The organism is Rahnella laticis (assembly GCF_015644585.1).
Lineage (GTDB): Bacteria > Pseudomonadota > Gammaproteobacteria > Enterobacterales > Enterobacteriaceae > Rahnella > Rahnella laticis.
The window spans coordinates 102,165-125,021 of sequence record NZ_JADOBI010000012.1 but is presented as its reverse complement, the minus strand read 5'-3'; the positions used below and the strand labels follow the sequence as shown (position 1 = coordinate 125,021).

The window sequence follows — 22,857 nt, the reverse complement described above, 5'->3', positions numbered from 1 at the left end:
TGCCAATATGTTAACACAAGCTATTGAGGATGAAGAAAGTTGATAGTGAACTCAGGAGTCCTCTAAATCAGTCGGGTTGCAGCAAAGCGGCAACTGAAAGGGATCCCGATGAGCTGACACATGTCAGTGATTCGGGTTCCTGAAGGAAGCCAATGAAGTTGCAGCCCGAATGATGACGAGGAATCCTCTTGTTCAAAAAAATCGATGATAGGTCTCTAAATATTGCGCTATCACTGAATAAGCTTTGTGAATAAAGTAAGTTCCATTCCGGGGATGTTCTGGTTATAAAATCTGCTCCCCTATGTTCACACAGTTAAGGAACTCACTAATGAGCAAAGTACTCGTTCTGAAATCAAGCATTCTGGCTAACTTCTCTCAGTCTAACCAACTGGCCGATTACCTGGTTGCACAGTATCAGGCCGCTAACAGCGGTTCTACCGTAACTGTTCGTGATCTGGCTGCTGATCCGATCCCTGTACTGGATGGCGAACTGGTTGGCGCACTGCGTCCATCCGATGCTCCGCTGTCTCCACGTCAGGAAGAAGCACTGGCACTGTCCAACACTCTGATTGAAGAACTGCAAGCGCATGACGTGATCGTTATCGCAGCACCGATGTACAACTTCAACATCCCTACTCAGTTGAAAAACTATTTTGACCTGGTTGCTCGTGCTGGCGTGACCTTCAAATACACCGAGAAAGGTCCTGAAGGTCTGGTGAAAGGCAAACGCGTTATCGTTCTGACCAGCCGTGGTGGCATCCATAAAGATACCGCAAGCGATCTGGTTGCCCCTTACCTGTCTCTGTTCCTGGGCTTCCTGGGCATGAGCGACGTAGAATTCGTTTACGCGGAAGGTATTGCTTACGGTCCGGAAGTGGCGACTAAAGCACAAACCGACGCGAAAGCAGCGATCGATGCAGCCATCAAAGAACTGGCTGCTGCGTAACATCTGTTATCACAATCTGAGCCATCATTCACTTTAGAATCTTTCAGACCCGCTCAGATGATGTTGTGATAAAGCACTTGCGCGCCGAATGGCGCGCTTTTTTTATGCCTTAATTTCCGGGTTACTTCTGCAACCACTTCCCGTTTATGCCGCGCACGTACTCACCTGTTGCGGCTCTGGCGACCAGTTTTTGCCCGGCGAGCCTGGCGACGTCGTCGGTGCTGACGTTATTATCCTGCGCCACCTGCTGATATTGCTGTTTGCGCGCATCGTTGATTTTTGCCGCCAGCGCGACGCTTTCTGCATCCTGCTTCACGGGCGCCAGATAGCCGGAAAGCGTTTCGCCCACGCGCCCCTGCTGTTTGGCTTCATTGAGCGTTAACGCAAAAGCCTGGCTACAAAACAGTAATCCGCTGGCCAGGATCATCAGGCTGAATCTTTTGAACAATACTCCGGACATACAGGCTCCTAGAACAAATCGCTTTGATTTTTCAGCAGGTTCTCGACATCCTTGTCAACTTTGATATGAATTTCATGCTCGATTTTAACGTTCATGTTTATCGTGATCGGCTCTTTCGGCGCCGCCAGTTCGATGCGCGGAACACAGCCGCTGAGCATCATCACGCTGAGCGCCAGAGATGGCCCGACGAGTCGCAGTTTCATTGTTCCTTCCTCACTGTTTGTTCCTTTTTCTGTCCGGCAGAAACCGGACCTTTCGACAGCGCATCAGCAGGCAATGACACCTCCTGTTGCAGCCAGTCCTGAAGGTTGTCGCCAAAACGCAAACTGCGCCACAGCTGGTAAATGTTTTCCTGATGGGTGTAATTGAGCACGATTTCGCGCTTTTCCTTATCGCCGCCGTGAGTCGTGTCGGTGTAATTCACGCCGTCGACTTTCGCCGCCATCGTCAGCATGCCCAGATTATCGAGGCTGACCTGCGCGTCGGAGCGGCTGATTTCCATGTAACGCAACAGACTCACCACCATTTTATTGGCGAAATTACCGCTGGCCATTGCATCGGCAAATTGCGGATCCAGACGCAGCGTCAGGCCGCCGTCATTTTTGATCCACCCGTTCTGAATGATCCATTTCGGATTCTCAACAAACAGCGGCAGTTCGCCGTAAATCACGCCGGACATCGCCAGTTGTTTGGGTTTCAGCGCCGTAAACAGCTCGCTGAGATTGATTTTTTCCAGTTTCAGCACCGCCGCATCGTGTTGCGGCATTCTCAGCGCCGACAGGCTCAGATGCCCGCGTAGCATATCCACGCCCAGATTGGTGAGCGTCAGCGGTTTGTTTTCGCTCCACGGATAATGTCCCTGTAAATCGGCGGTGATATTTTTCATCGCCACCAGATTATTCACCTCGCCAATACGCAGCGTAACGGGCTTTTTCACGCCGAGCTGCCAGACGGAATCCTGCAAACGATACGGCAGACTGAAATCCAGCCCGCTCAGGTCGCCGTCTTTCATCCACAGCCCGCCATTTTTCACCACCCAGTGACCACCGGCGACAAAACCCTGACCCCGTGCGGCGGAAAACGCCGACTGGGCGTAGAAACTCCCGTCGCGCAGTTTGATGTTGAGATCTGGCGTCAGCAGCGTCTGGAAAGACGTCAGTTGCTGCTTCGGCCACCAGGCTTCGCCGCGCAGACGCTCACCGTCCCAGCGTCCGGTCAGCCGGATAGGGCCAATCGGTCTGGCGTCCAGCATACCGCGCATGCCAAAACGATCCGGGCTGTCGCCGCTGAGCTGCAATACCAGCGTCGCAGGCGGCAGATAACCGCCGTTGGTGAGCGCAATTTTCTTCGCCACCAATTTGATGTCGCCTTTGAATACTGTCGGTAAATCAGGATATTGCGGTTTGAATCGCGCAGCCGGAGGGCGCAGCCAGACCAGGGGTTTATCCAGCGTCAGGCGCGGCGCTTCCACGTCGACCAGGCCATAGTGCAGACGGTCGAAACCGGTCGAAAGGCTGTTAATGCTGATCCGGTTATCGTGCCATTGCCCTTTGCCGGACATATCCCAGCGGCCGTTAAGCGGCGGCAGATGCCCGTTACCCCAGTAGTTGAAATCCCACTGCCCGGCGTCCGGCCAGAATTCCTGCGATTTGCCGCTGAGGTGCAGATCGAATTTACCCCAGAAGCGGTGACTGGCTTTCAGAATCGCCTGCAACGGCCCGCTGACGCCCTGCGCCGACACTTTCACGCCCGCCAGCGGCCAGCGTGCGTCGGTGATGGTCAGCTCCGGCGTCGGTTTTCCCCACGCGCGCAACAGTGAACCGCTGCGCAGTAACAGCGTCGGGTTAAGCACGGAACCGCTCAGTTCGCCGGGCAATGAGGCGCTCAGAGAAGTGGCCTGCAAATTCGCCTGCCCGGTCAGCCGGAAACCTAAATTGCTGTCGAGCAGCCCGATGCGCCCCGGCCCCATGCTCAGCACCACGTTGGCTTTACCGTTGTGGCCCTGCGTCAGTACGTTAAGACGTGCGGTGATATTGGTCTGATCAAACGCCGGTGACCAGTCGCTGAGCGTCAGGTTAACACCACCGGCCAGCGGCTGCGCGGCATACGGCCAGCGCCATTGCCCTTGTGAAATCTGCAATGCATTGCCATTGAGTTTCCACGGCAGCATCGCCAGCGGCTTATCGCTGTCTTTTTCCGTCAGCGTGATTTGGCCTTCCGTTGCCTGCCAGCTGAGAATAATGTCCAGCGGAGATGGAACCTGCGCGGTTTGAATTTCTGCATGAAGCTCGCCGGACTCCGGCAGCTGATCGAACGTGGCGGGCAGAAGCAGTTTGCCGCTGAGCGTGACAGGTTGTTCGCTGCCGGGTGGGATCAGGCTGAACGAATGGATCGCCAGCGTACGGTCGGCACCGAGTACGGCGTCGAGTTTCAGCGCGTCGCCGCTCACGGTCAGATGCTGTACGCCGCCTTCGCTGCTGAGCTGAACCTGCCCCGCATAACGCTGCCAGGGCGTAACGGAAAGTTGCGTCACGTTGACGCGCCCGTCGGGCAGCAGATGTTGTAAATCCGCCACGGAGAGCGGCGATGAGGTGTCACTTTTTGGCAGTTGCGCCAGACAGGCAGTATCGACTTTCAGCGCATCAATATTGAGCGCCCAGTGACCGGCTTCTTTGCTCAGGCGTGCATTTTCCGCAGTCGCAAGCTGGCATTCACCGGCGGAATAACGCAGCCCCGGCAATTGCAACACGCCGTCCGACCAGTGCGGCGCACCGCTGAGCGTCAGTTGTGTTCCTTTCGGGAGCCAGTGGCTGGCAACCGGTGGCAGCCAGCGCGGCACCGTTTTCCATAACCCCCACATCAGCAGCGCGAGAATCACCACTATACTCAGGATAATTTGCGCGCTTCTCTTCAGTCCGTTCCTCATGACTTGCCTTGTTTTGCACTTAATCGTCTGACCGCCCGCAAGATATCATAATTATCGTAACAACTGATGGTTGAAATACCAGTATCCGGCACCCAAATAGCACAGGAAAAATTGTCGGCACCCCGATGCTCTGTTAGTTTGGTGGCATATTGCGAATTGTTTCTGAAAATGTTTATTCCTTATAAAACAGTCGGAAACGATTTCGCCAGAGATTCAAACTCACTGCGGAGAAACACCATGAAAGTGGCTGTCTACAGTACTAAAAATTACGACCGGAAATATCTGGAACTGGTCAATGAACATTATGGCTATGAACTGGAATTTTTCGATTTTCTGCTGTCCCCGCAAACTGCAAAAACCGCAGCCGGTGCAGATGCCGTCTGTATTTTCGTCAATGATGACGGCAGCCGCGAAGTGTTGCAGGAACTGGCTTCTCTGGGGATAAAAACGCTGGCGTTGCGCTGCGCGGGCTTTAACAACGTCGATCTTGAGGCGGCGAAAGAACTGGGCATTTCCGTTGTGCGCGTTCCGGCCTATTCACCGGAAGCCGTCGCAGAACACACCGTCGGCATGATGATGTGTCTTAACCGCCACATTCACCGTGCTTATCAGCGCACCCGCGAAGCCAACTTCTCACTCGAAGGGCTGATTGGTTTTAACATGTACCAGCGCACCGCCGGTATCATCGGCACCGGTAAAATCGGCGTGGCAACGATGCGTATTCTGAAAGGTTTTGGAATGCGGATCCTGGCTTTTGACCCGTATCCAAGCCCGCTTGCGCTGGAACTGGGCGCAGAATATGTCGATCTGGATACGCTTTACGCAGAATCCGACGTAATTTCCCTGCACTGCCCGCTGACGCCGGAAAACCACCATCTGCTCAACGCTCAGTCCTTTGCCAAAATGAAAGACGGCGTGATGATCGTGAACACCAGCCGCGGCGCTTTGCTGGACGCGACAGCCGCCATTGACGCGCTGAAAAAACAGAAAATCGGCGCGCTGGGTATGGACGTGTATGAAAACGAGCGCGATTTGTTCTTCGAGGACAACTCAAACGAAGTCATCCTCGACGACGTTTTCCGCCGCCTGTCTTCATGCCACAACGTGCTGTTCACCGGCCATCAGGCATTCCTGACCAGTGACGCGCTGACCAGCATTTCTGAAACCACGCTGATGAACATTGATCAGCTGACCAAAGGGCAAAACTGCCCGAACCTGCTGACGGCGTAGCCCTGTCATAATGTTCAAAGCCCGCTACGGCGGGCTTTTTGCTTGTTACAGAGACTCAACCTGGCGGCTCAACACCCTGCTGATTTCCGGCCCGTATCCCGTGATTGTCAGCACTTCGCCGGTCAGCGTGACGGATGAAAATGGCAGGCTGCTTTCCCCGTCCACCATGCCTTTAAGCGTAATAAAATCGGTGTTTTCCACGCGGTCATACCCCCCGCGGTGATCGTGCCCGGCGAAATACGCGCGCACGTTATAGCGGCATAGCAATTCCACCAGCGTTTCGCAGTTCCACAGGTTATGCGTGTTCACCGGCGTCAGCGGGTAATGGCCGAACACCAGCACCGTTTCGCCCTGCGCACGCGCCTGTTTCAGGTTTTGCTCAATCCATTCCAGCTGTTTACGCCCTACCGCGCCGTTCCACGGCTGCGCCTGCGACTGCTGGCATTCAGTCAGTTCATCGAGCATAAATTCTGCCAGCTGACGGTCTTCGCCGTTGGCATGATTGCAGTACAAACTGACGTCGTTGCCGTCAATGACCAGAAAACGAAAGCCCGGCAGGCTGAACTGGTAATAGCTTTTCGGCAATCCCAGCGCTGGAGACTGCGCCGCCAGATGTTGGGAAATCACCTGCGCATCGTGGTTACCAATGAGCACGGCGTGCGGATGGCGCAACGCCTCGTACCGCGCCAGCACCGCCTGATAACTGCTCCAGTCGCGATCCACCAGGTCGCCCAGCGTAACCACGAAATCGAGCTTTAAATCATTCAGCTCATTTATAGCGGTCGCCAGTTTATTCAGGCTGTTGCGGTAATGACGCTCTTTTTGTACATCGGCATCGGCGTATTGCGGGTCAGCAATCAGCCCGAAACGCAGCCTGACGCCTGAAACTGCCGCGTCATGCATATCCGGCAACTGATACAAAGCATTCACGTTGCCCAGAGCCCGTTCCTGCGCTTCCGATAACAAAGGGGATGAGGTGATGACGGTCATAAGATGCTCCGGTTGTTCTTAACGAATCCCAGCCCGCATAAAGGATTGAACGAACTGACGTTGAAAAATAAGGAATAAAGCCAATAACGGCAGCACCGTCATCAGCGTTGCCGCGCCGATAAGCGCCCACTGCACGCCCTGTTCCGGCGCGGAAAACAGCTGAAGCCCGACGGTAATCGGCCGCACTTTTACCGAATCGGTAATCACCAGCGGCCAGAGGAAATCGTTCCAGTGAAAGCTTACCGACACCAGCGCAAACGCCACGTATACCGGTTTCGCCAGCGGGATATAGATTTTGCGCAGAATGTAAAAACGGCTGGCACCTTCCACAATCGCGGCTTCTTCGAGCACCAGCGGAATGCTCCGGAACGTCTGGCGCAGCAGGAAAATGGCAAACGCCGAGGCGAAATACGGCAGCGCTATCCCGAGCAAACTGTCGCGCAGGCCGAACGCGCCGATCGTTTTGTAGTTATTGAGGATCAGAACGTCGGGGCTGATCATCAGTTGCAACAGCACCAGCGCAAAAATGATCCCCGCGCCTTTAAGTTTAAACCGTACCAGCGCGTAGGCGGCGAGCGTCGCTAAAACCAGCTGGCACACCACAATCATCAGCACCAGCAGCGTGGTATTGAGAAAATAGCGCCCGAACGGCGCGGCTTGCCAGGCGTTGATAAAATTCTGAAAAGTCAGCGGCGCAAACAGGGAAAAGCTCCCCTGTTCAGATGCCGGATGAATCGCGACCCAGACTGACACCAGCACCGGCAAAAACCACAAAAACGCCGCCAGCCAGATGGCAATATTCAGGCACAAACGGCCTGCGGAAAACGTCCGCACCGGCGTTAACGTCATCGTCAGGCTGCTCATTGATAGTGCGTCCTTTTATCCAGCAAATTGAATTTGATCAGCGCAATCGTGGCAAGAATCGCCAGCAACACCACGGTCATCGCCGAGGCGTACGGCAAATCCCAGTAGCTGAACGCGGTGCGGTAGATATAAAACAGCAGCAGACTGGTGCTGTTATTTGGCCCGCCGTTGGTCATCGCAATCACCTGATCGACGATGCGGAAGGCGTTCATAGACGCATTGATCAGAATAAACAGCGTGGTCGGCATCAGCAGCGGCCACTGCACGCGACGGAAAAAGTAGCGGCGCGACGCCCCTTCTATTTCTGCCGCCTCAGCCAGACGCGGATCGATTTGCTGTAACGCCGCGAGATAAAAAATCATAAAGAACCCGGCTTCGCGCCAGACGGAAACCACCATCAGGCTGTAAAGCGCGGTCCCCGGTTCGCCGAGCCAGTTCACGGCGGGCAGCGAAAACAGCGCCATCAGTTTGTTAAGCAACCCGAGCTGCGGTGTATAGAAAAACAGCCAGAGATTGGCGATCGCCACCATTGGCAATAATGAAGGGATAAAAAACGCTGCGCGAACCATGGCGTTACCGCGCAAACGGCGGTTGACCGCCAGCGCCATCATCAGCGCCAGCGCGACCGACAGCGGAATGGTGATCACCGCATAAAGCAGATTGTTGCGCAGCGACAGCATAAACGTGTCGTCATCAAGCAGCGCCCGGTAGTTATCCAGCCCGACAAACTGCGCCGGATGCCCGTTACGGGCGGCGCTGAACACGCTTTCCCAAATCGTTGCCAGCGCCGGATAGTGGGTAAACAGCAGCAAAAAACAGAGCGCGGGCAAAATCAGCAGATAACCGTAAATCTGCAAAGACAACCCGCGTGTGCGGGCTGCCGGGGCAACAGCGTGAAGCGTGCTGTGAGGAATGCTCATCCGCGAGCCTTACTGATACGGTTTCAACAGACGGTCCGCCTGTTTTTGTGCAGAACTGAGCGCGTCGGCTGGCGTTTTCGCCTGCGTCACCGCCGCTTCAATCGCATGGTTCATCAGCTCCTGAATCTGCACGCTGTTGTACGTCGAGAGTTCCGGCTGTGAGTATTTCAGCTGCTCACGCGCCACCAGCGCCTGCGGAACCTGTTTCACGTAATCCTGCATCACCGGTGTTTCCCACGCGGCAGGCGACGTCGCAACATAACCGGTCGCGATGCTCCAGCGCGCCGCCTGTTCCGGAGCAGAAACCCAGCGGATAAATTCCATCGCCGCTTTCTGCTGCTCAGGCGTCGCGTTTTTGAACACATACAGATTGCCGCCGCCGGTCGGGCTACCGCGCTGGGTTTTCTCCGGCAGCATCGCTACGCCGAACGGGAATTTCGCGTTGTCACGCACCGTCGTCAGGTTGCCGGTGGTGGTCACCATCATGGCCGTTTTGCCGTCGATGAAATCCTGCGGCGTGGTGCCCCAGGCAATCGCGCCTTTCGGGGAAACCGCGTCTTTCTGCGCCAGATCCGTCAGCCATTGCAGCGCTTCCACGTTGGCTGGCGTGTCAAACGTGACGGCGGTGCCTTTGCCGTTATCGAGATGGCTGCCGTTGGTGGCGGCGATGCCCTGGAAATTCCAGTAACCGTTTGGTGTGGAGGGGATTTCGATGCCCCATTGTTTAACGTCGCTGCCGTCACGCACCACCAGTTTTTTACCGAAATCCACTACCTGCTGCCAGTTGGCCGGAGGCGTATCGCCGTTCAGACCCGCTTTCTCAAACGCCTGTTTGTTCCAGTACAACACCACCGTCGAACGCTGGAATGGAATGCTCCAGACTTTGTCCTGAATGTGACGGATAAAGGCCGGATAGAAGCCGTCGATCCACTTTTTCCCTTCCGCGTCATTAGCGAGATCGCTCACCGGCACGATCGCGCCCGCATCAATCAGGGAATAGGCCTCAATGTCACCGATCACCGCCATTTGCGGCGCGTTGCCTCCGCGAAACGCCGTCAGCGCTTTCGTTACCGTCGTTGCATAATCCCCGGTATACACCGGCTGAATACTGATATCCGGGTGCGTTTTCTGAAAATCTTCCACCAGCGTATCGACCGTATGGCTGATTTTTCCGCCCACGGCAATCGGGTAGTACATCTGCAATTTCACCGGATCCGCCGCAAAAGCAGAGGTTCCGGTGATCAGCAAAACAGCGGTAGCAAGGCGTGAAAAGCGATGAACAATTGACATGATTTTCCCTTCGGCAAGTGTTGTTGTAAGTGTAGAAAAATGAATTCACGACGATAAATGGCCGTCAGACGGCGACTCTCTGGCCGGAGGGCAAACAAAATTCCTCCGCGTCATAACAGCGTTTTCCGCCCGTCGTGAAGAAAAAATATTGTGCGCTGGTCAGCCATTGCAACCCGACCGGCTGGCCTTCGGCAAAACGCTTCATACCGGCCACTTTTACGGTCAGCGGCTCTGCGGCACCGGCGATGGAACACACCACCAGCGTATCGGCACCCATATATTCGTGGCTGATCACCTGCGCCGTCAGCCCGGCCTGCGTGGCATCGGTCAGCTCAATATCTTCAGCGCGAAGCCCGAGGCTGAGCGAGGCGTCACCCGGCATTTCCACCACCGGAACCGGCATAGCGGCGAGATAATGATGTTCACCGCGACGCGACAGCGGCAGGATATTCATCGGCGGCGCACCGATAAATTGCGCCGCAAAAATGCTTTCCGGGTTGTTGTAGAGATTGTCCGGCGTGTCGTGCTGTTCGATGCGCCCGTCATTAAGCAGAATGATTTTGTCCGCCATGCTCATCGCTTCGGTCTGATCGTGGGTGACGTACACCATCGTCAGGCCGAGTTTTTTCTGAATCGCCCGGATTTCGCGGCGCATGCTCTGGCGTAGTTTGGCGTCGAGATTGGACAGCGGCTCATCCATCAGGCACAGCCGGTTATTGGCGATCACCGCCCGCCCGAGCGCCACGCGCTGTTGCTGACCGCCGGAAAGCTGCGCAGGCAATCTCTCCAGCAGCGGCTCCAGCTCCATCAGCCGGCTGACATCCGCCAGCCGCGAAGCAAATTGCCGCTTATCTTCGCCACGCGCCCGCAGCCCGAACAGCAGGTTTTCCCGCACGCTCATGTGTGGAAATAACGCATAGGACTGAAACACCATCGACAACTTACGTTGTGACGGCGTCAGCGCGGTGACGTCGGATTGCTGGAAATAAATCGCTCCGCTGTCAGCCGATTCCAGCCCGGCAATCGTGCGCAACATGGTGGATTTTCCGCAGCCGGAAGGGCCCAGCAGTGCAATAAATTCGCCCTCTTCCACATCAAAGCTGATGTCATTGAGCGCAACTTTATTGCCCCAGGTTTTGTGTATGTGATGGAGTGATAAATAACTCATGTCCGTTGCCCGTCTCTGACCGGTGATGGGCATAACCTAGCGGGGTTAAGTGACGCTTTTATGAAATTTGGTTTTTTTCACTTGCAGTGATGGCGGGATCGAGGAAGTTTCGGTTTCTCACTAGCAGTGAGGGGCTGAATTCTCAGAACGAGAAAGTTTCGGTTTCTCAATTGCATTGATGGCTTGATCGAGAAAATTTCGGTTTCTCAATAACTGTGATCGCTTAACTCACAGCGCCGAAACCGACCAAAGAGGCCCAGGACGGGGCCTCTTTGGAATCTCCACGTCTTTTTAACTGCGCGCTATCGCTTGTAAAGTATGTTTCAGCAACTCCGGCTATTGCCGCAAACGCCGCCGCTGCGCGGTACTTTCGCTTCGGGCTCGAACCTGCTCGAAAACAGACTCTCGCCGTTTCTCACCACTCACTCAACGTCGTTTTGAAAGCGGCCAGAGGCTTTTTAGTTCGCAACCTTGCCGCTGACTGTTAGTTAAATAATGCCGTTGAATTCAGATAAGCCTCGAGCCACTCTCAGAAAGCTTGCTGAATTACATAGCCAGTGGCCGCTTTCAGAAAGCTTGCCGAGCGAAGTGTTTCGAGACCTGAGGCTCGAAACCGAGCAAGGGAACCGCGCAGCGGCAAGTTTTCGCGGCAATAACGGTGGCTGCTGAAACTTAGCCAGCCAGCGGCAGCGCGCAGTTAAGAGCCCGGGGGGTCTTGGGGGGTGGCGGCGATAGGCCGCCCCCCAAGTCGGTGTGGGCCGACGCCCACGACCTTGACCTTGACCTTGAACTTAAACATGACGCCCCCCCGCACAGGCGGCCAACCCACAGGGTTACCGGGCTAAAACACCGGGCTTAACCGTCCGCACGCCGCCGCAATACGCCGCCCGGCCTCAATCACCGTGGCGTTGTCTGTGGCAATCGACAGCCGGAAGTATGGCGACAAACCATACGCACTGCCGCCCACGCCGGAGACGCCGTTTTCTAACAGATAGTCCATCACGTCGGCTTCATTTTCGATTTTCGCGCCGCCCGGACGGTAACGCCCGATCAGCCCCGCACAGCGGCAGAAGACGAAGAAACCGCCCTGTGGCTGTAACAGTTCCAGCCCGTCAACGGCGGAAAGGATGCCTGTGATGTCATCACGCCGCTGCTGATAGGCCGCCACCTGGGGGACGAGGAAATCCAGCCCGCCGGTGTACGCCGCCAGCGCCGCGGCCTGGCTGACAGAACTTGCGCCCGAACTGATTTGCGACTGCACCACGGTCATCGCGGTAATCAGTTCTTTTGGCCCGGCCCCGAAACCGATGCGCCAGCCGGTCATGGCGTAGGTTTTAGAGACGCCGCCGACCAGCAAACTGCGCGCCTGAAAATCGCCTGCCACGTTCAGCAAATTACGGTGTTCGCGGCCATCAAACAGAATGTGTTCATACAAATCGTCGAGCATCACCAGCACCTGCGGATGCGCGCGCAACACATCCGCCAGCACCTGTAATTCTTGCGCTGAATACACCGCACCGCTCGGATTCCCCGGATGATTGAGCACCAGCCAGCGCGTGCGCGGCGTAATGCTGGCCGCCAGTTGCGCCGGTGAAAGCTTATAACCCTGCTCCAGATGGCATTCCACAAACACCGGCGTGCCGCCGTTAAAACGCACGCTGTCCGGGAACGTCGGCCAGTACGGCACCGGCACAATCACTTCATCGCCGTCGTTTAACGTCGCCGCAAACGCGTTGAAAATGACCTGCTTCGCGCCGTTGGCAATCATCAGGTTGTCGATGCCAAATTCCAGGCGGTTTTCCTGCTGCAATTTGCGCTGTACCGCCTCACGCAGCGCCCGTATTCCGGGCGTTGGCGTATATTTGGTCTCGCCGCGTGCAATCGCCTCATACGCCGCCTGCTTGATGTGCTCCGGCGTATCGAAATCCGGTTCACCGGTGGTGAGATCCAGAATATCGACACCGGCCTTTTTCAGATCATTAGTGCGCTGCTTTGCCGCCGCGTTGGCGGAAAGCGAAACGCGTTGCACGCGCTGTGACAACGAAATCGTCATACCGTTATCCTTATATCAGAGCGCGGGCAAACCCAGGTTTTCGCGCAATGTGCTGAATTCATACTCTTCGCGGAACAACCCGCGACGGCGTAATTCAGGGATCACCAGCTCGACAAACAGCGAAAGCTGCTCCGGCATGATGGCGGGCATAATATTGAAACCGTCCGCACCGCCCTGCTCCAGCCAGTGCTGGAAATCATCGGCGATGTCTTCAGCGGTTCCCACCAGCACGCGATGCCCGCGTGAACCGGCAGCAATCGCAGCCAGTTCACGCAAGGTCAGATTCTCGCGGTATGCCAGATCCGTCAGCAGTTTCACACGGCTCTGATTGCCTTCTCCGGCTGGCACATCCGGCACCGGGCCGTCGAGCGGGAACGGGCTGAGATCCATATTAAAGCGGGTCGAAAGCTGACGAATGCCGTTATCGATATCCACCAGTGAATTGAGTTCACGCCAGGTTTCACGCGCTTCTTCCCGCGTGCGCCCCACGATCGGCATCACGCCAGGCAGGATCAGCACATGATCCGGATTGCGCCCTGCGTCTTTCACCTGCTGTTTCTGCGAACGGTAAAACGTCTGCGCTTCTTCCAACGTTGCGGCGGCGGTAAACACCACTTCAGCGGTGGCGGCCGCCAGCTTCTGGCCGTCAGCGGAAGAACCGGCCTCGATAATCACCGGACGTCCCTGCGGTGAACGGGTGATATTCAGCGGCCCCTGCACCTGGAAATATTTCCCGCGATGATTAACCGGCTGAATTTTTTCATTCACGAAATACTGGCCGCTGTCTTTATCCGGCGCGACGGCGCCTTCCTGCCAGCCTTCCCACAACTTAAATGCCACGTCGAGAAACTCGTGCGCCACGGCGTAACGCTCGGCGTGCATCGGCATATCTTCACGACTGAAATTGCGTGCCACGTCGGTGGAAAACGACGTCACCACGTTCCACGCCGCCCGGCCATGACTGATGTGATCCAGCGACGAAAAGCTGCGCGCCAGATTAAACGGATCGGTAAATGTGGTCGATGCGGTCGCCGCCAGCCCGATGTGACGGGTCTGCACTGCCAGCGCCGCCAGCAACGTCAGCGGCTCGAGGCGCGCCATGGTAGAAGGCAGGCGGTAAACGCTGGTCGCCAGCGCGTCACCGATGAAGAACATATCGAACTTGCCTTCTTCGGCTTTTTTGGCGATCCATGTCAGCCATTCAACGTCCGTTGGCGAACCGAGCTTTTCGGTTAAGCGCCAGCCGCTGACGTGATGCCCAAGCGGTTGAACAAACAGGCCGAGGCGCAGCTTTCTGGTGTTTTCTGAAGAAGAAGTCATGAAATGTTCCTAAGAATAATGTTGATTTTCTGTCGCCCGCAGGGCTTTTTCGATGTGTTCAGCGGCCATGGAAAACGGCAGGCGCGCCGCGTTTTCGGCGGAGAACTTCACTTCACGGGCAATAGATGAAAGGATTTCATCGCGGTTACCGTTGAATTCCGGCAGCGCCAGCGGCGCATCGTACTGCCGCAGCAGCGCCAGCAGGTCCGGCTCCGGTTCGCCGTTGTCACTTTCCATCAGCGACTGCACCAGCAAACCGAAACCGACTTTCTCGCCGTGCAGCCAGTCGTGCAGTTCAGGCTGATGGGTAAAACGGTTGTGAATGGCGTGCGCCACGCCCGGTGCAGGCGTTTCATCGCGCATGCTGTTGGCCATACCCGCCGCCGCGATATTGGCGTCGATCACTTTAATCAGCGCCGGGGTCACTTCATGGCGGACGTTATCAAGCAATGCCTGTGCGCCATATTTCTCAAAGGTTTCCACCGCCAGTTTTGCCGCCTGAATCTTGAGATTCAGCGCCAGGCTGTCGTCGCTTTTCTGTTTATACGGCCGGAATTCGTACCATTTCGCCAGTGCATCCACGATGCCCGCTTTCAGATAACGCACGTCGTTTTGCGCGATGACTTCGCTGTCCACCAGCACCATCAGCGGCATACGCGATAACGGCTGGCTGCGGACGTGTCCGCCGTGCGCGTTGTAAATAATGCTGACCGGCGACCAGGCGGCGCAGGTGGCGGCCACTGTCGGCAGCGTCACCAGCACAATGTCATCAATCAGATTCGCGATAGCTTTCGCGCAGTCCAGCACGCGTCCGCCGCCGATACCCAGCACCAGCGTGGCGTTTTGCGCCCGCACGGCGTTGAGATGTGTTTCGATCGCGGCATCGGTGCATTCGGTGGTCAGAAAATTCACCTGCCAGCGGATCCCCGCCTCACGCAGGCTGTTTTCCAGCTGCGGATTCACCGCCTGCCAGGCTTTCGGGCTGGTGATAATGGCGATTTCATTCGAATGAACGGCAAGAAGTTCGCCGGTGCGGGCACGCAGCCCCGGCTGATGGTGATAGGTTTGCGGTGATTTTATAGCGAACACGATGATGCCCTATTCTCTGGTCAGTAATTGAATAAACTGCCTGCCCGTAATAAACAGGAATTCGGATATTGGATATATTAAGTCGTTATATAAACATCGTACGAGAATTGAAAAAATAAACAAAGTTCTGATTACGGATCCTTATTCACTAATTCGCAATAGAATAGATGAATTTTAGCTATAGCATCAAAACCCCTTGCATCCTGTGCTGGATCAAAGAAATGATAGCGTTGTAAAGGGTTAATTTAATGAACAAAAACAGAAATGTCGGAAACGGTATTATCCCGGTCTTTATTATTGTTTTTGCGAAACGCATTAATTAACCCTCAGAAAAACAGAGATTATTATGGCCTCACATCCGATTGATTTTCTTTTACTTGGCAATAATTTTGGCACACCGGAAATGCGGGAAATCTGGTCAGAAAAAAACCGTCTGACGCAGCAAATAAATGTCGAAGTGGCGCTGGCATTAGCCGAAGGCGAACTCGGCGTGATCCCGCAACAGGCAGCACTGTCGATAGCGGAACTGGCCGACGCCAGCCAGCTGAACATTGACGACATCGCGGCGTCCGGTGCGCAGATGAAACATTCCCTGATGCCGGTGCTGACGGCGCTGCAAAAACAGTGCGGTGAGGCCGGAGAATACATTCATTACGGCGCGACCACGCAGGATATCGTCGATACCGCCACGGTTTTACAGCTCGCCCAGACAATGAAAGTGATCGTGCGTGACGCCACCGCGCTGGCGGACGTGCTGAAAAATCTGGCGCACGAGCATCAGTACACCCTGATGGCAGGCCGCACCCACGGAATGCAGGCGCTGCCGACGACGTTCGGCTTTAAAGTCGCCGTCTGGCTGGATGAATTTATCCGCCATCTTGACCGCCTTCAGGCCATCACGCCGCGTCTGCTGACCGGCAATCTCAGCGGTGCGATCAGCACCTATGCCGCGCTCGGCGAAGCAGGCCCGGAAGTCGAACGCCGCACGCTGGCACGCCTGAATCTGAACACGCCGAATATCGGCTGGCAGGCAGCGCGCGACCGTTTCTCCGAATACGCCAGCACGGCGGTGCTCATCAGCGGCACGCTGGGCAAAATAGGCAACGAACTTTATAACCTGATGCGCACGGAAATTAATGAAGTCGAAGAACCGTTCAGCGCGGGGAAAATCGGCTCGACCACCATGCCGCATAAACGTAATCCGGCCGCCATCGAAGGCTTAGCCAGCCTGACCGCCCCGCTTTTACACAGCGCGTCGCTGATTTATCAGTCTATGCACGTCGAGCACGAACGCGATGCTATGAGCTGGCGCGCGGAGTGGATCGCCCTGCCGGAAATCTCGATTTACCTTTCTGCCCAGCTGCAAAACGCCCGCGCTATTTTGTCCGGCCTGACGGTCAATAAAGCCCGCATGCTGGCGAATTTGCAGATGCAGGACGGCCTGCTGCTGTCGGAAAAAGTTATGTTTGAAGCCGGTAAAAAACTCGGCAAACAGACGGCGCATCATCTGGTTTACGAGTGCGCTATGCAGGCGTTCGAGAACCGTCTATCTTTTAAAACCGTGCTTTTAGCACACCCGGTTCTGGCCGCCAGCATCTCAGAAGAAGATCTGGACCACTGGCTGGATCCGGCAAATTACATCGGCTGTGCGCCGCAAAAAGTGGATGACGTGATCCGCTTCGCCGAACAGTCCGGTCATTTATCATCCCCGGAGAAACCTGAGATATGACCCCACATTTCCGGCGGCTCAGTTCAGACGACAGGCACGAATATCTGTCGCTCATGCTGGCCGCGTACGCACCGATTAAAGCCCTCGGCATTCAGTTTGATGCGGCCACCGCCGATCTGGCGCGGGTGACGAAACATCTCGATGAACATGCGGTATTTGGCCTGTTTGACGGCCAGCGCATGGCCGCCTCGGTCACTTTGCGTTTCCCGTGGGGCACCCTGCCGGGCCCGATGGGCCTGCCGCATATTGGCTGGTTCGGCACGCACCCGGACTACACAGGCCAGAATCTCGGAAAACGGCTGCTGGAATGGCTGGAAGACCACATTCTTATCGGCGAACTCAAAGCCCCGGCGTATTCGCTTGGCACTGCCACCAGCCATCCGTGGCTGCGCGAAATGTACATCAAACTGGGCTTTCAGCCGGTCTTCGAAAGAGACCTCGGCAAAGGCCATATCACGTTGTATCTGAAAAAGATCCTCGACGAAGAACGCCATGCCGGATGGCTGGCGCGTCAGCCCGCTTAAGGAGTTTTACATGTTGAATACCGGTCAGGAACATCAGGCGCTGGCGAAATTCATTGAGGATTTTCGCCATAACATGCACCGCCATCCTGAGCTTTCCAATCAGGAATTCGGGACCACGGCGCGCATTAAAGCCGTGCTGGAAAGTCATCAGATCCGCGTTCTGAATCTGCCGCTGAAAACCGGTCTGGTGGCCGAAATTGGCGGCCAGAAAGCCGGTAAGCTGGTGGTGTTACGTTCCGATATCGATGCCCTGCCGATCGAAGAAAAGTCAGGCGTGGAATACACCTCGGAAAACCCCGGCGTCATGCACGCCTGCGGCCATGATTTCCACACTTCGGCGGCGCTTGGTGCGGCGATTTTGCTCAAAGAACGTGAGGAAACGCTTGCCGGCACCGTGCGCATTTTATTCCAGGCAGCGGAAGAAACCGGCCACGGCGCACCGGCGCTGATAGAAACCGGCGCGCTCCACGACGCCGCCGTGATTTTTGGTATTCACAACGATCCGACGCTGCCGGTTGGCGTAATCGGCAGCAAAGACGGCGCACTCACCGCAGGCGTCGACCGTTTTGCCATCACTATTTCAGGCACGGGCAGCCACGCCGCCCGCCCGCATGAAGGCAATGACCCGATTATTATTGCCGGGCAAATCATCGGCGCATTACAGACGCTGATTGCGCGCAACGTGCAGTCAGATCACAACGCGGTGGTGTCCGTCACGCAGGTGCACAGCGGCAGTACGTGGAACGTGATCCCCGATTCCGCCTGGCTCGAAGGCACGGTGCGCTCGTTTAATCAGGACACCCGCGAGCTTATCGAACGCCGTTTCCGTCAGGTGCTCAACGGCATCGCCGGTGCCTTTGATACGCAAATTGAACTCGACTGGCAGCCCGGCCCGCCGTCGGTGGTGAATACCGCTGAATGGGTGGATTTTGCACTGGCGCAGGCCGCCGGTTCGGGCTTTGAAGCGCGTCGCGTGGAAGCCAGCCCGATTGGCGAAGACTTCGCCTTCTATCAGCAAAAACTGCCCGGCGCATTCCTGATGATCGGCTCGGGCGGCCCGTTCGCGCTGCATCACCCGGAATTTCGCGTCGATGACCGCGCGCTCTTCCCGACAGCACATTATCTCGCGCAGCTGGCCGTTAACGCCCTTGAACACCTCAGCCCGCAGGCCTGAAACAGGAAAAAAACATGACACTGACTTCATCGCTGGCAAAGCTTATTGTCAGTGCGCGTCCCTCCGCCGAAGCGCGTGAAAATGCCCGCGAAGGGCTGCTCGATTTTCTGGCCGTCACCCTGCCCGTTGTTCGCGGCGAAGCCGGCGATTCCGGGCTGAAAAGTTTGCAACAGGTTTACCGTGCTGACGATGCACAGACGCGCGCCGTACTGCTCGGTTACGCCGGTCATGCGCTGGATTTCGATGATTTTCACCCGGATTTTCGCGGTCATCCCGGCGTGGTGATTTTGCCTGCTTTGCTGGCGCTGGCAGCCGGTCGCCCCGACATCAGCGGCGAGCAGTTTCTCAATGCGTGGGTGACGGGCGTGGAAACCGCCGGTCGCCTCGGGCTGGCTGCCGGTTCGCAGCATTACAAACTGGGCTTCCACAATACCGCCACGCTCGGCACCATTGCCGCGGCGGCGGCCTGTGCGCGGCTGGTCGGCGCCAGCGAACCGGAAACAACCCTTATTCTTGGGACGGCGGCTACGCAGGCGGGCGGGTTACGCGCGCAGTTTGGCAGCGCGGTTAAACCGCTGCACGCCGGGCTGGCGGCTCAGATTGCAGTCACGGCCACCCTGCTGACGCTGGCCGGTTTTCACGGTCAGGCAGAAAACGTGCTCGACAGTTTTTTCACTGCTTACTGCGCCGGTCAGCAGCAACCTGAGAAACTCACCGAAAGCTGGGGCGCGCCGTGGCGTATCGTCTCACCGGGGCTGGAATTCAAACCTTATCCGACCTGTGGCGGCACGCACAGCGCCGCCGATGCCGCGCGGGCAATCCGCCATGACTGGCTGCAACAGGGAAATCTGGTCAGTGACCTGAAAAATGCGGTGGAGAGGATTGAAGTGTCATTCCCGCCGGGCGGCGATATTGCGGCCTCGGTGCGCGTGCCGGCAAACGGTATTGAGGCGCGTTTCAGCCTGGAATACGTAATTGCCGCCAGCCTGCTGCGCGACGCCTTGCTGATACAGGATTTCTCAGAAAACCCGCCGGATGCCGAAATCGCCGCGCTGGCCGCCCGTGTCACCCGTCATCCGGATCTTAGCGCCCCGCCGGACGAGCTAAACCCGGCTGCGCGTTTTCATCAGGTGACGGTATTTTTACGCAACGGAGAAACGCGGCAAAAACGCTTTACGCGTCAGCAAAGTCTGGCGATTGCATTCGATTTACCGGGAAAATTGCGCGCCTGTTTGCCGGATATGACGGATGCACAGCGGGCAAATATTGTGGCGCTGAGCAGGCTGGAAAGCCGCGACAGTTTGCCGCAGCTGTGTGATTTACTTTTCAGAGCAGATTCTACAACACGGTAGACAGGAAATTGCGGACACGGACGTTCTCCGCTTCATCCAGCACGGTTTTCACCGGCCCCGACGCCACGATTTTTCCGCCTTCCATAAAGATCACGTTATCGGCGACTTCACGTGCAAAGCCAATTTCGTGCGTCACGATCACCATGGTGATCCCCGAATGCGCCAGCTTTTTGATGACCTGCAACACCTCGCCCACCAGTTCGGGATCGAGCGCCGATGTCGGCTCATCAAACAGCATCACTTCCGGATCCATCGCCAGCGCACGGGCAATCGCCACGCGCTGCTGCTGACCGCCGGAAAGCTGCTGCGGCCAGTCATCTTCACGGCTGGCTAACCCCACCTGCTGCAACAGCGCGCGGGCTTTGGTCAGCACCTGCTGACGGCTTTGTTTTTTCACGCGCAGCGGCGCATCGGTAATGTTTTGCAGCACCGTGCGGTGCGGGAACAGATTAAATTGCTGAAACACCATACCGGTACGGCTGCGCTGAGCGGCGATTTTCCCGCTGCTCAGTTCATAAAGCGCATTGCCTTTTTGCCGGTAGCCGACCAGTTCGCCACCGATACGGATGGTGCCGCCGTCGAGTTTTTCCAGATGATTAATACAGCGCAGCAACGTGGATTTCCCGGAACCGGATGGCCCTAAAATCACCGTCACCGAACCCGCCGGAATATCCAGGCTGATTTCATCGAGAATGGTGTTTCCTGAAAAACGTTTGGTGACTTTCCGGAATTCAATCGCCTCACCCATGGCTGGTTTCTCCTGCATTCAGGCCGGTGTTCACCGCCCGCGGCGTCTCGTCACGCGGTTTGGATTTACGCTTCACCTTGCGCAAACTGCTGCGGCTGAAATGACGCTCGACGTAATACTGAATCACCGAAAGCAGCGACGTCAGCACCAGATACCACAGCGTCGCGACCAGCAATAACGGGATCACTTCATACGTGCGCTGATAAATAATCTGCGCGGAAAACAGTACGTCTTGCAGTGAAATCACCGACACCACCGCGGTGGTTTTCAGCTGACCGATCACTTCATTACCGGCTGGCGGCAGAATCGCCCGCATCGCCTGCGGCAACACGGTATGACGGAATATGGAAGCAGGCCGGTAACCGAGGGCACGCGCGGCTTCAATCTGGCCGGTGCCCACGCTCTGGATCCCCGCACGGATAATCTCAGCGGCATACGCCGACTGGTGCATCACCAGCGCAATCACGGCGGCGCTGAACGGGCTGATTAATGAGTTGGCCGACGCACTCCAGATTTCCCCTACCCACGGCAGCGAAAACGAAATGGTCGGATACAGCGCGGCAATGTTGTACCAGAGAAACAGCTGAACCAGCATCGGCACGCCGCGGAAAAACCAGGTATACCCCCAGCTCACAGCGACCAGCACCGGATTGGACGATAACCGCATCAGCGCCAGCACGGTGCCACCGGCAAAGCCGAAAATCACCGAAATGGCAGTCAGCTGCAACGTCATCAAAACGCCCTGCAAAATCGACGGGCCGGTGAAGTTTTCGGCAATCACTGACCATTCAAAACGCGGGTTATTGAGCATGGAATGGGCGGCGGCGCCCAGCACCAGAACGACGATCAGGGCGCTTATCCAGCGCCCGATGTATTTCTTACCGACGATCCGCAGTTCTTCCGGCTGCTGACCGTGTGTTTCAGTGCTCATCCGAAAATCTCTTCATTACGTTTGGATTCTTTCACTGCGCCAAAGCCAATCGACCATTTATCGAGGATCTTCTGATAAGTTCCGTCTTTAATCAGCGAGTTAAGCGATGCCTGAACGGCCTCTTCCAACGCAGATTGTTTCGGGAACGCAACCGAAACCGGTGCGTCATCCACATGAATCGTGCCGGACAGCGCCAGCGGTTTCACCTGGCTGACCTGATACGTCAGGCCTTCATACGGGCCAAAGAACATCGGCACGCGACCACTGACCACGGCCTGCACGCCCGACGGACGGTCCGGGAATACGGAAATTTTGATCGGCTGCTTGCCCGCATCGGTACAGGTTTTGCTGGCCGCTTCGAGACGCCCGATTTGCGTCGTGCCCGCACCGGCACCGATTTCCTGCCCGCAAACGGCATCAAAAGACGTAAACGGCGCGATATTGGCGTCTTTACGGGAAATCACGCCAAGACGCGACGCGTCGTAATAGCTGACAAAATCGACCTGCTCGAGGCGTTTTTTGGTGGCGTTGATATTGGAAAGCGCCACGTCATAGCGGCCTGATTTCAGCCCCGGAATAATGTTGTCGAAACCGCCGGTATCCTGCCAGCGCACTTCCACGCCCAGACGCGCCGCAACGGCATTCATCACATCAATTTCACGGCCCGCGAGGGTTTTATTGTCTTCCTGGAAAAATGTGGTCGGCGGCGTATTCGGGTTGGTGCCCGCGACAATATATCCGCGTTTAGCAATATCAGCTGGCAGTTTACTTTTCAGCGATTCATCGGCAGATACATGGAAAGTGGTAGAGGAAGGAACAATTTGCTCGGCTGCCCACGCAGTCGATAAATTCCCGGCAATCAGCAGCGGGAGCAATAACTTGGATAATGTCATGACGGGACCTTTTTCCTGGTGTAAACCCTGTGAAAAACCACAAATATAATGTGGTAAAAACGGCAGAGTTTTTGCTGTTTATATTTCATCTCTGAATTAACACCTGTTCTGCCGATAGAACTGATTTTGCGGGTATATACCTTTTGGTGACAAATGAGAAAATGAGATAAGGATTTCACAAATATGGGAATGGTTATTACGCTGGCGCGTGGGTAATTCACACCTTGGGTTGCCACACAAACCTTGGGCT

Annotated in this window: 20 protein-coding genes; 6 read left to right on the top strand and 14 right to left on the bottom strand. The window is 56.1% G+C overall.

Going from position 1 to position 22,857, the window contains the following annotated elements:
- Nucleotides 1-328: 328 nt before the first annotated feature.
- Complete coding sequence (locus tag IV433_RS21550) at nucleotides 329-946, top strand: FMN-dependent NADH-azoreductase (protein ID WP_195815863.1); 618 nt, start codon at nucleotides 329-331, stop codon at nucleotides 944-946.
- 121 nt (nucleotides 947-1,067) lie between these two features.
- Here IV433_RS21550 and IV433_RS21545 read toward each other — a convergent pair whose 3' ends face one another.
- From IV433_RS21545 to IV433_RS21535, 3 genes are read right to left on the bottom strand one after another with little or no spacing between them, the layout of a single operon-like run.
- On the bottom strand, nucleotides 1,068-1,406 hold the full coding sequence (locus IV433_RS21545) for a YdbL family protein (RefSeq protein ID WP_229893614.1): 339 nt from the start codon (nucleotides 1,404-1,406) through the stop codon (nucleotides 1,068-1,070).
- A gap of 8 nt (nucleotides 1,407-1,414) precedes the next feature.
- Entirely contained in the window at nucleotides 1,415-1,609 is a 195-nt protein-coding gene (locus tag IV433_RS21540; RefSeq protein ID WP_152326108.1) for a YnbE family lipoprotein, read from the bottom strand.
- Nucleotides 1,606-4,332: a YdbH family protein gene (locus tag IV433_RS21535; protein WP_195815862.1), complete on the bottom strand. Its 2,727-nt coding sequence runs from the start codon at nucleotides 4,330-4,332 to the stop codon at nucleotides 1,606-1,608. The genes IV433_RS21540 and IV433_RS21535 overlap by 4 nt, the downstream gene beginning before the upstream one ends.
- Nucleotides 4,333-4,569: 237 nt before the next feature.
- On the opposite strand from IV433_RS21535, the gene IV433_RS21530 reads away from it, so the two are divergent.
- Entirely contained in the window at nucleotides 4,570-5,562 is a 993-nt protein-coding gene (locus IV433_RS21530; protein WP_195815861.1) for a 2-hydroxyacid dehydrogenase, read from the top strand.
- A gap of 45 nt (nucleotides 5,563-5,607) precedes the next feature.
- On the opposite strand, the gene IV433_RS21525 is transcribed toward IV433_RS21530, so the two are convergent.
- The 8 genes from IV433_RS21525 to IV433_RS21490 form a co-directional block, all read right to left on the bottom strand.
- The gene (locus IV433_RS21525; RefSeq protein WP_195815860.1) at nucleotides 5,608-6,552 is read right to left on the bottom strand and encodes a metallophosphoesterase; all 945 of its coding nucleotides are present in this window, start codon (nucleotides 6,550-6,552) and stop codon (nucleotides 5,608-5,610) included.
- A gap of 18 nt (nucleotides 6,553-6,570) precedes the next feature.
- Entirely contained in the window at nucleotides 6,571-7,416 is an 846-nt protein-coding gene (locus tag IV433_RS21520; protein WP_195815859.1) for a carbohydrate ABC transporter permease, read from the bottom strand.
- Entirely contained in the window at nucleotides 7,413-8,336 is a 924-nt protein-coding gene (locus IV433_RS21515) for a carbohydrate ABC transporter permease (RefSeq protein ID WP_195815858.1), read from the bottom strand. The genes IV433_RS21520 and IV433_RS21515 overlap by 4 nt, the downstream gene beginning before the upstream one ends.
- 9 nt (nucleotides 8,337-8,345) lie before the next feature.
- Entirely contained in the window at nucleotides 8,346-9,626 is a 1,281-nt protein-coding gene (locus IV433_RS21510; RefSeq protein ID WP_195815857.1) for an ABC transporter substrate-binding protein, read from the bottom strand.
- A 64-nt stretch (nucleotides 9,627-9,690) separates the two neighbouring features.
- A complete protein-coding gene (locus IV433_RS21505; protein WP_195815856.1) occupies nucleotides 9,691-10,794 on the bottom strand; it encodes an ABC transporter ATP-binding protein in 1,104 nt (367 codons plus the stop codon).
- 841 nt (nucleotides 10,795-11,635) lie between these two features.
- The gene (locus tag IV433_RS21500; RefSeq protein WP_195815855.1) at nucleotides 11,636-12,847 is read right to left on the bottom strand and encodes an aminotransferase class I/II-fold pyridoxal phosphate-dependent enzyme; all 1,212 of its coding nucleotides are present in this window, start codon (nucleotides 12,845-12,847) and stop codon (nucleotides 11,636-11,638) included.
- Nucleotides 12,848-12,862: 15 nt separating this feature from the next.
- Complete coding sequence (locus IV433_RS21495) at nucleotides 12,863-14,167, bottom strand: LLM class flavin-dependent oxidoreductase (protein ID WP_195815854.1); 1,305 nt, start codon at nucleotides 14,165-14,167, stop codon at nucleotides 12,863-12,865.
- 9 nt (nucleotides 14,168-14,176) lie between these two features.
- Nucleotides 14,177-15,256, bottom strand: coding sequence for an iron-containing alcohol dehydrogenase family protein (locus IV433_RS21490; protein ID WP_195815853.1), 1,080 nt, complete (start codon nucleotides 15,254-15,256; stop codon nucleotides 14,177-14,179).
- A gap of 346 nt (nucleotides 15,257-15,602) precedes the next feature.
- On the opposite strand from IV433_RS21490, the gene purB reads away from it, so the two are divergent.
- Genes purB through IV433_RS21470 form a run of 4 tightly spaced genes read left to right on the top strand, consistent with a single transcriptional unit; the run spans nucleotide 15,603 to nucleotide 20,035 of the window.
- The gene (purB, locus tag IV433_RS21485) at nucleotides 15,603-16,985 is read left to right on the top strand and encodes an adenylosuccinate lyase (RefSeq protein WP_195815852.1); all 1,383 of its coding nucleotides are present in this window, start codon (nucleotides 15,603-15,605) and stop codon (nucleotides 16,983-16,985) included.
- On the top strand, nucleotides 16,982-17,509 hold the full coding sequence (locus IV433_RS21480; RefSeq protein ID WP_195815851.1) for a GNAT family N-acetyltransferase: 528 nt from the start codon (nucleotides 16,982-16,984) through the stop codon (nucleotides 17,507-17,509). The genes purB and IV433_RS21480 overlap by 4 nt, the downstream gene beginning before the upstream one ends.
- A 10-nt stretch (nucleotides 17,510-17,519) precedes the next feature.
- Complete coding sequence (locus IV433_RS21475) at nucleotides 17,520-18,683, top strand: amidohydrolase (RefSeq protein ID WP_195815850.1); 1,164 nt, start codon at nucleotides 17,520-17,522, stop codon at nucleotides 18,681-18,683.
- 14 nt (nucleotides 18,684-18,697) lie between these two features.
- The gene (locus IV433_RS21470; RefSeq protein ID WP_195815849.1) at nucleotides 18,698-20,035 is read left to right on the top strand and encodes an MmgE/PrpD family protein; all 1,338 of its coding nucleotides are present in this window, start codon (nucleotides 18,698-18,700) and stop codon (nucleotides 20,033-20,035) included.
- Here the strand turns inward: IV433_RS21470 and IV433_RS21465 are convergent.
- From IV433_RS21465 to IV433_RS21455, 3 genes are read right to left on the bottom strand one after another with little or no spacing between them, the layout of a single operon-like run.
- Entirely contained in the window at nucleotides 20,022-20,783 is a 762-nt protein-coding gene (locus IV433_RS21465; protein ID WP_195815848.1) for an amino acid ABC transporter ATP-binding protein, read from the bottom strand. The two genes, IV433_RS21470 and IV433_RS21465, sit on opposite strands and share 14 nt — an antisense overlap.
- A complete protein-coding gene (locus tag IV433_RS21460; RefSeq protein ID WP_228389045.1) occupies nucleotides 20,776-21,714 on the bottom strand; it encodes an amino acid ABC transporter permease in 939 nt (312 codons plus the stop codon). Before IV433_RS21460 ends, IV433_RS21465 begins: the two co-directional genes overlap by 8 nt.
- Nucleotides 21,711-22,607 (bottom strand): ABC transporter substrate-binding protein, encoded by an 897-nt coding sequence (locus IV433_RS21455; RefSeq protein ID WP_195815847.1) that lies wholly within the window; start codon nucleotides 22,605-22,607, stop codon nucleotides 21,711-21,713. The genes IV433_RS21460 and IV433_RS21455 overlap by 4 nt, the downstream gene beginning before the upstream one ends.
- Nucleotides 22,608-22,857: the final 250 nt, after the last annotated feature.

Coding starts and splice junctions, on each gene's coding strand:
- IV433_RS21550 (WP_195815863.1), top strand. CDS start 329: ATGAGCAAAGTACTCGTTCTGAAATCAAGCATTCTGGCTAACTTCTCT.
- IV433_RS21545 (WP_229893614.1), bottom strand. CDS start 1,406: ATGTCCGGAGTATTGTTCAAAAGATTCAGCCTGATGATCCTGGCCAGC.
- IV433_RS21540 (WP_152326108.1), bottom strand. CDS start 1,609: ATGAAACTGCGACTCGTCGGGCCATCTCTGGCGCTCAGCGTGATGATG.
- IV433_RS21535 (WP_195815862.1), bottom strand. CDS start 4,332: ATGAGGAACGGACTGAAGAGAAGCGCGCAAATTATCCTGAGTATAGTG.
- IV433_RS21530 (WP_195815861.1), top strand. CDS start 4,570: ATGAAAGTGGCTGTCTACAGTACTAAAAATTACGACCGGAAATATCTG.
- IV433_RS21525 (WP_195815860.1), bottom strand. CDS start 6,552: ATGACCGTCATCACCTCATCCCCTTTGTTATCGGAAGCGCAGGAACGG.
- IV433_RS21520 (WP_195815859.1), bottom strand. CDS start 7,416: ATGAGCAGCCTGACGATGACGTTAACGCCGGTGCGGACGTTTTCCGCA.
- IV433_RS21515 (WP_195815858.1), bottom strand. CDS start 8,336: ATGAGCATTCCTCACAGCACGCTTCACGCTGTTGCCCCGGCAGCCCGC.
- IV433_RS21510 (WP_195815857.1), bottom strand. CDS start 9,626: ATGTCAATTGTTCATCGCTTTTCACGCCTTGCTACCGCTGTTTTGCTG.
- IV433_RS21505 (WP_195815856.1), bottom strand. CDS start 10,794: ATGAGTTATTTATCACTCCATCACATACACAAAACCTGGGGCAATAAA.
- IV433_RS21500 (WP_195815855.1), bottom strand. CDS start 12,847: ATGACGATTTCGTTGTCACAGCGCGTGCAACGCGTTTCGCTTTCCGCC.
- IV433_RS21495 (WP_195815854.1), bottom strand. CDS start 14,167: ATGACTTCTTCTTCAGAAAACACCAGAAAGCTGCGCCTCGGCCTGTTT.
- purB (WP_195815852.1), top strand. CDS start 15,603: ATGGCCTCACATCCGATTGATTTTCTTTTACTTGGCAATAATTTTGGC.
- IV433_RS21480 (WP_195815851.1), top strand. CDS start 16,982: ATGACCCCACATTTCCGGCGGCTCAGTTCAGACGACAGGCACGAATAT.
- IV433_RS21475 (WP_195815850.1), top strand. CDS start 17,520: ATGTTGAATACCGGTCAGGAACATCAGGCGCTGGCGAAATTCATTGAG.
- IV433_RS21470 (WP_195815849.1), top strand. CDS start 18,698: ATGACACTGACTTCATCGCTGGCAAAGCTTATTGTCAGTGCGCGTCCC.
- IV433_RS21465 (WP_195815848.1), bottom strand. CDS start 20,783: ATGGGTGAGGCGATTGAATTCCGGAAAGTCACCAAACGTTTTTCAGGA.
- IV433_RS21460 (WP_228389045.1), bottom strand. CDS start 21,714: ATGAGCACTGAAACACACGGTCAGCAGCCGGAAGAACTGCGGATCGTC.
- IV433_RS21455 (WP_195815847.1), bottom strand. CDS start 22,607: ATGACATTATCCAAGTTATTGCTCCCGCTGCTGATTGCCGGGAATTTA.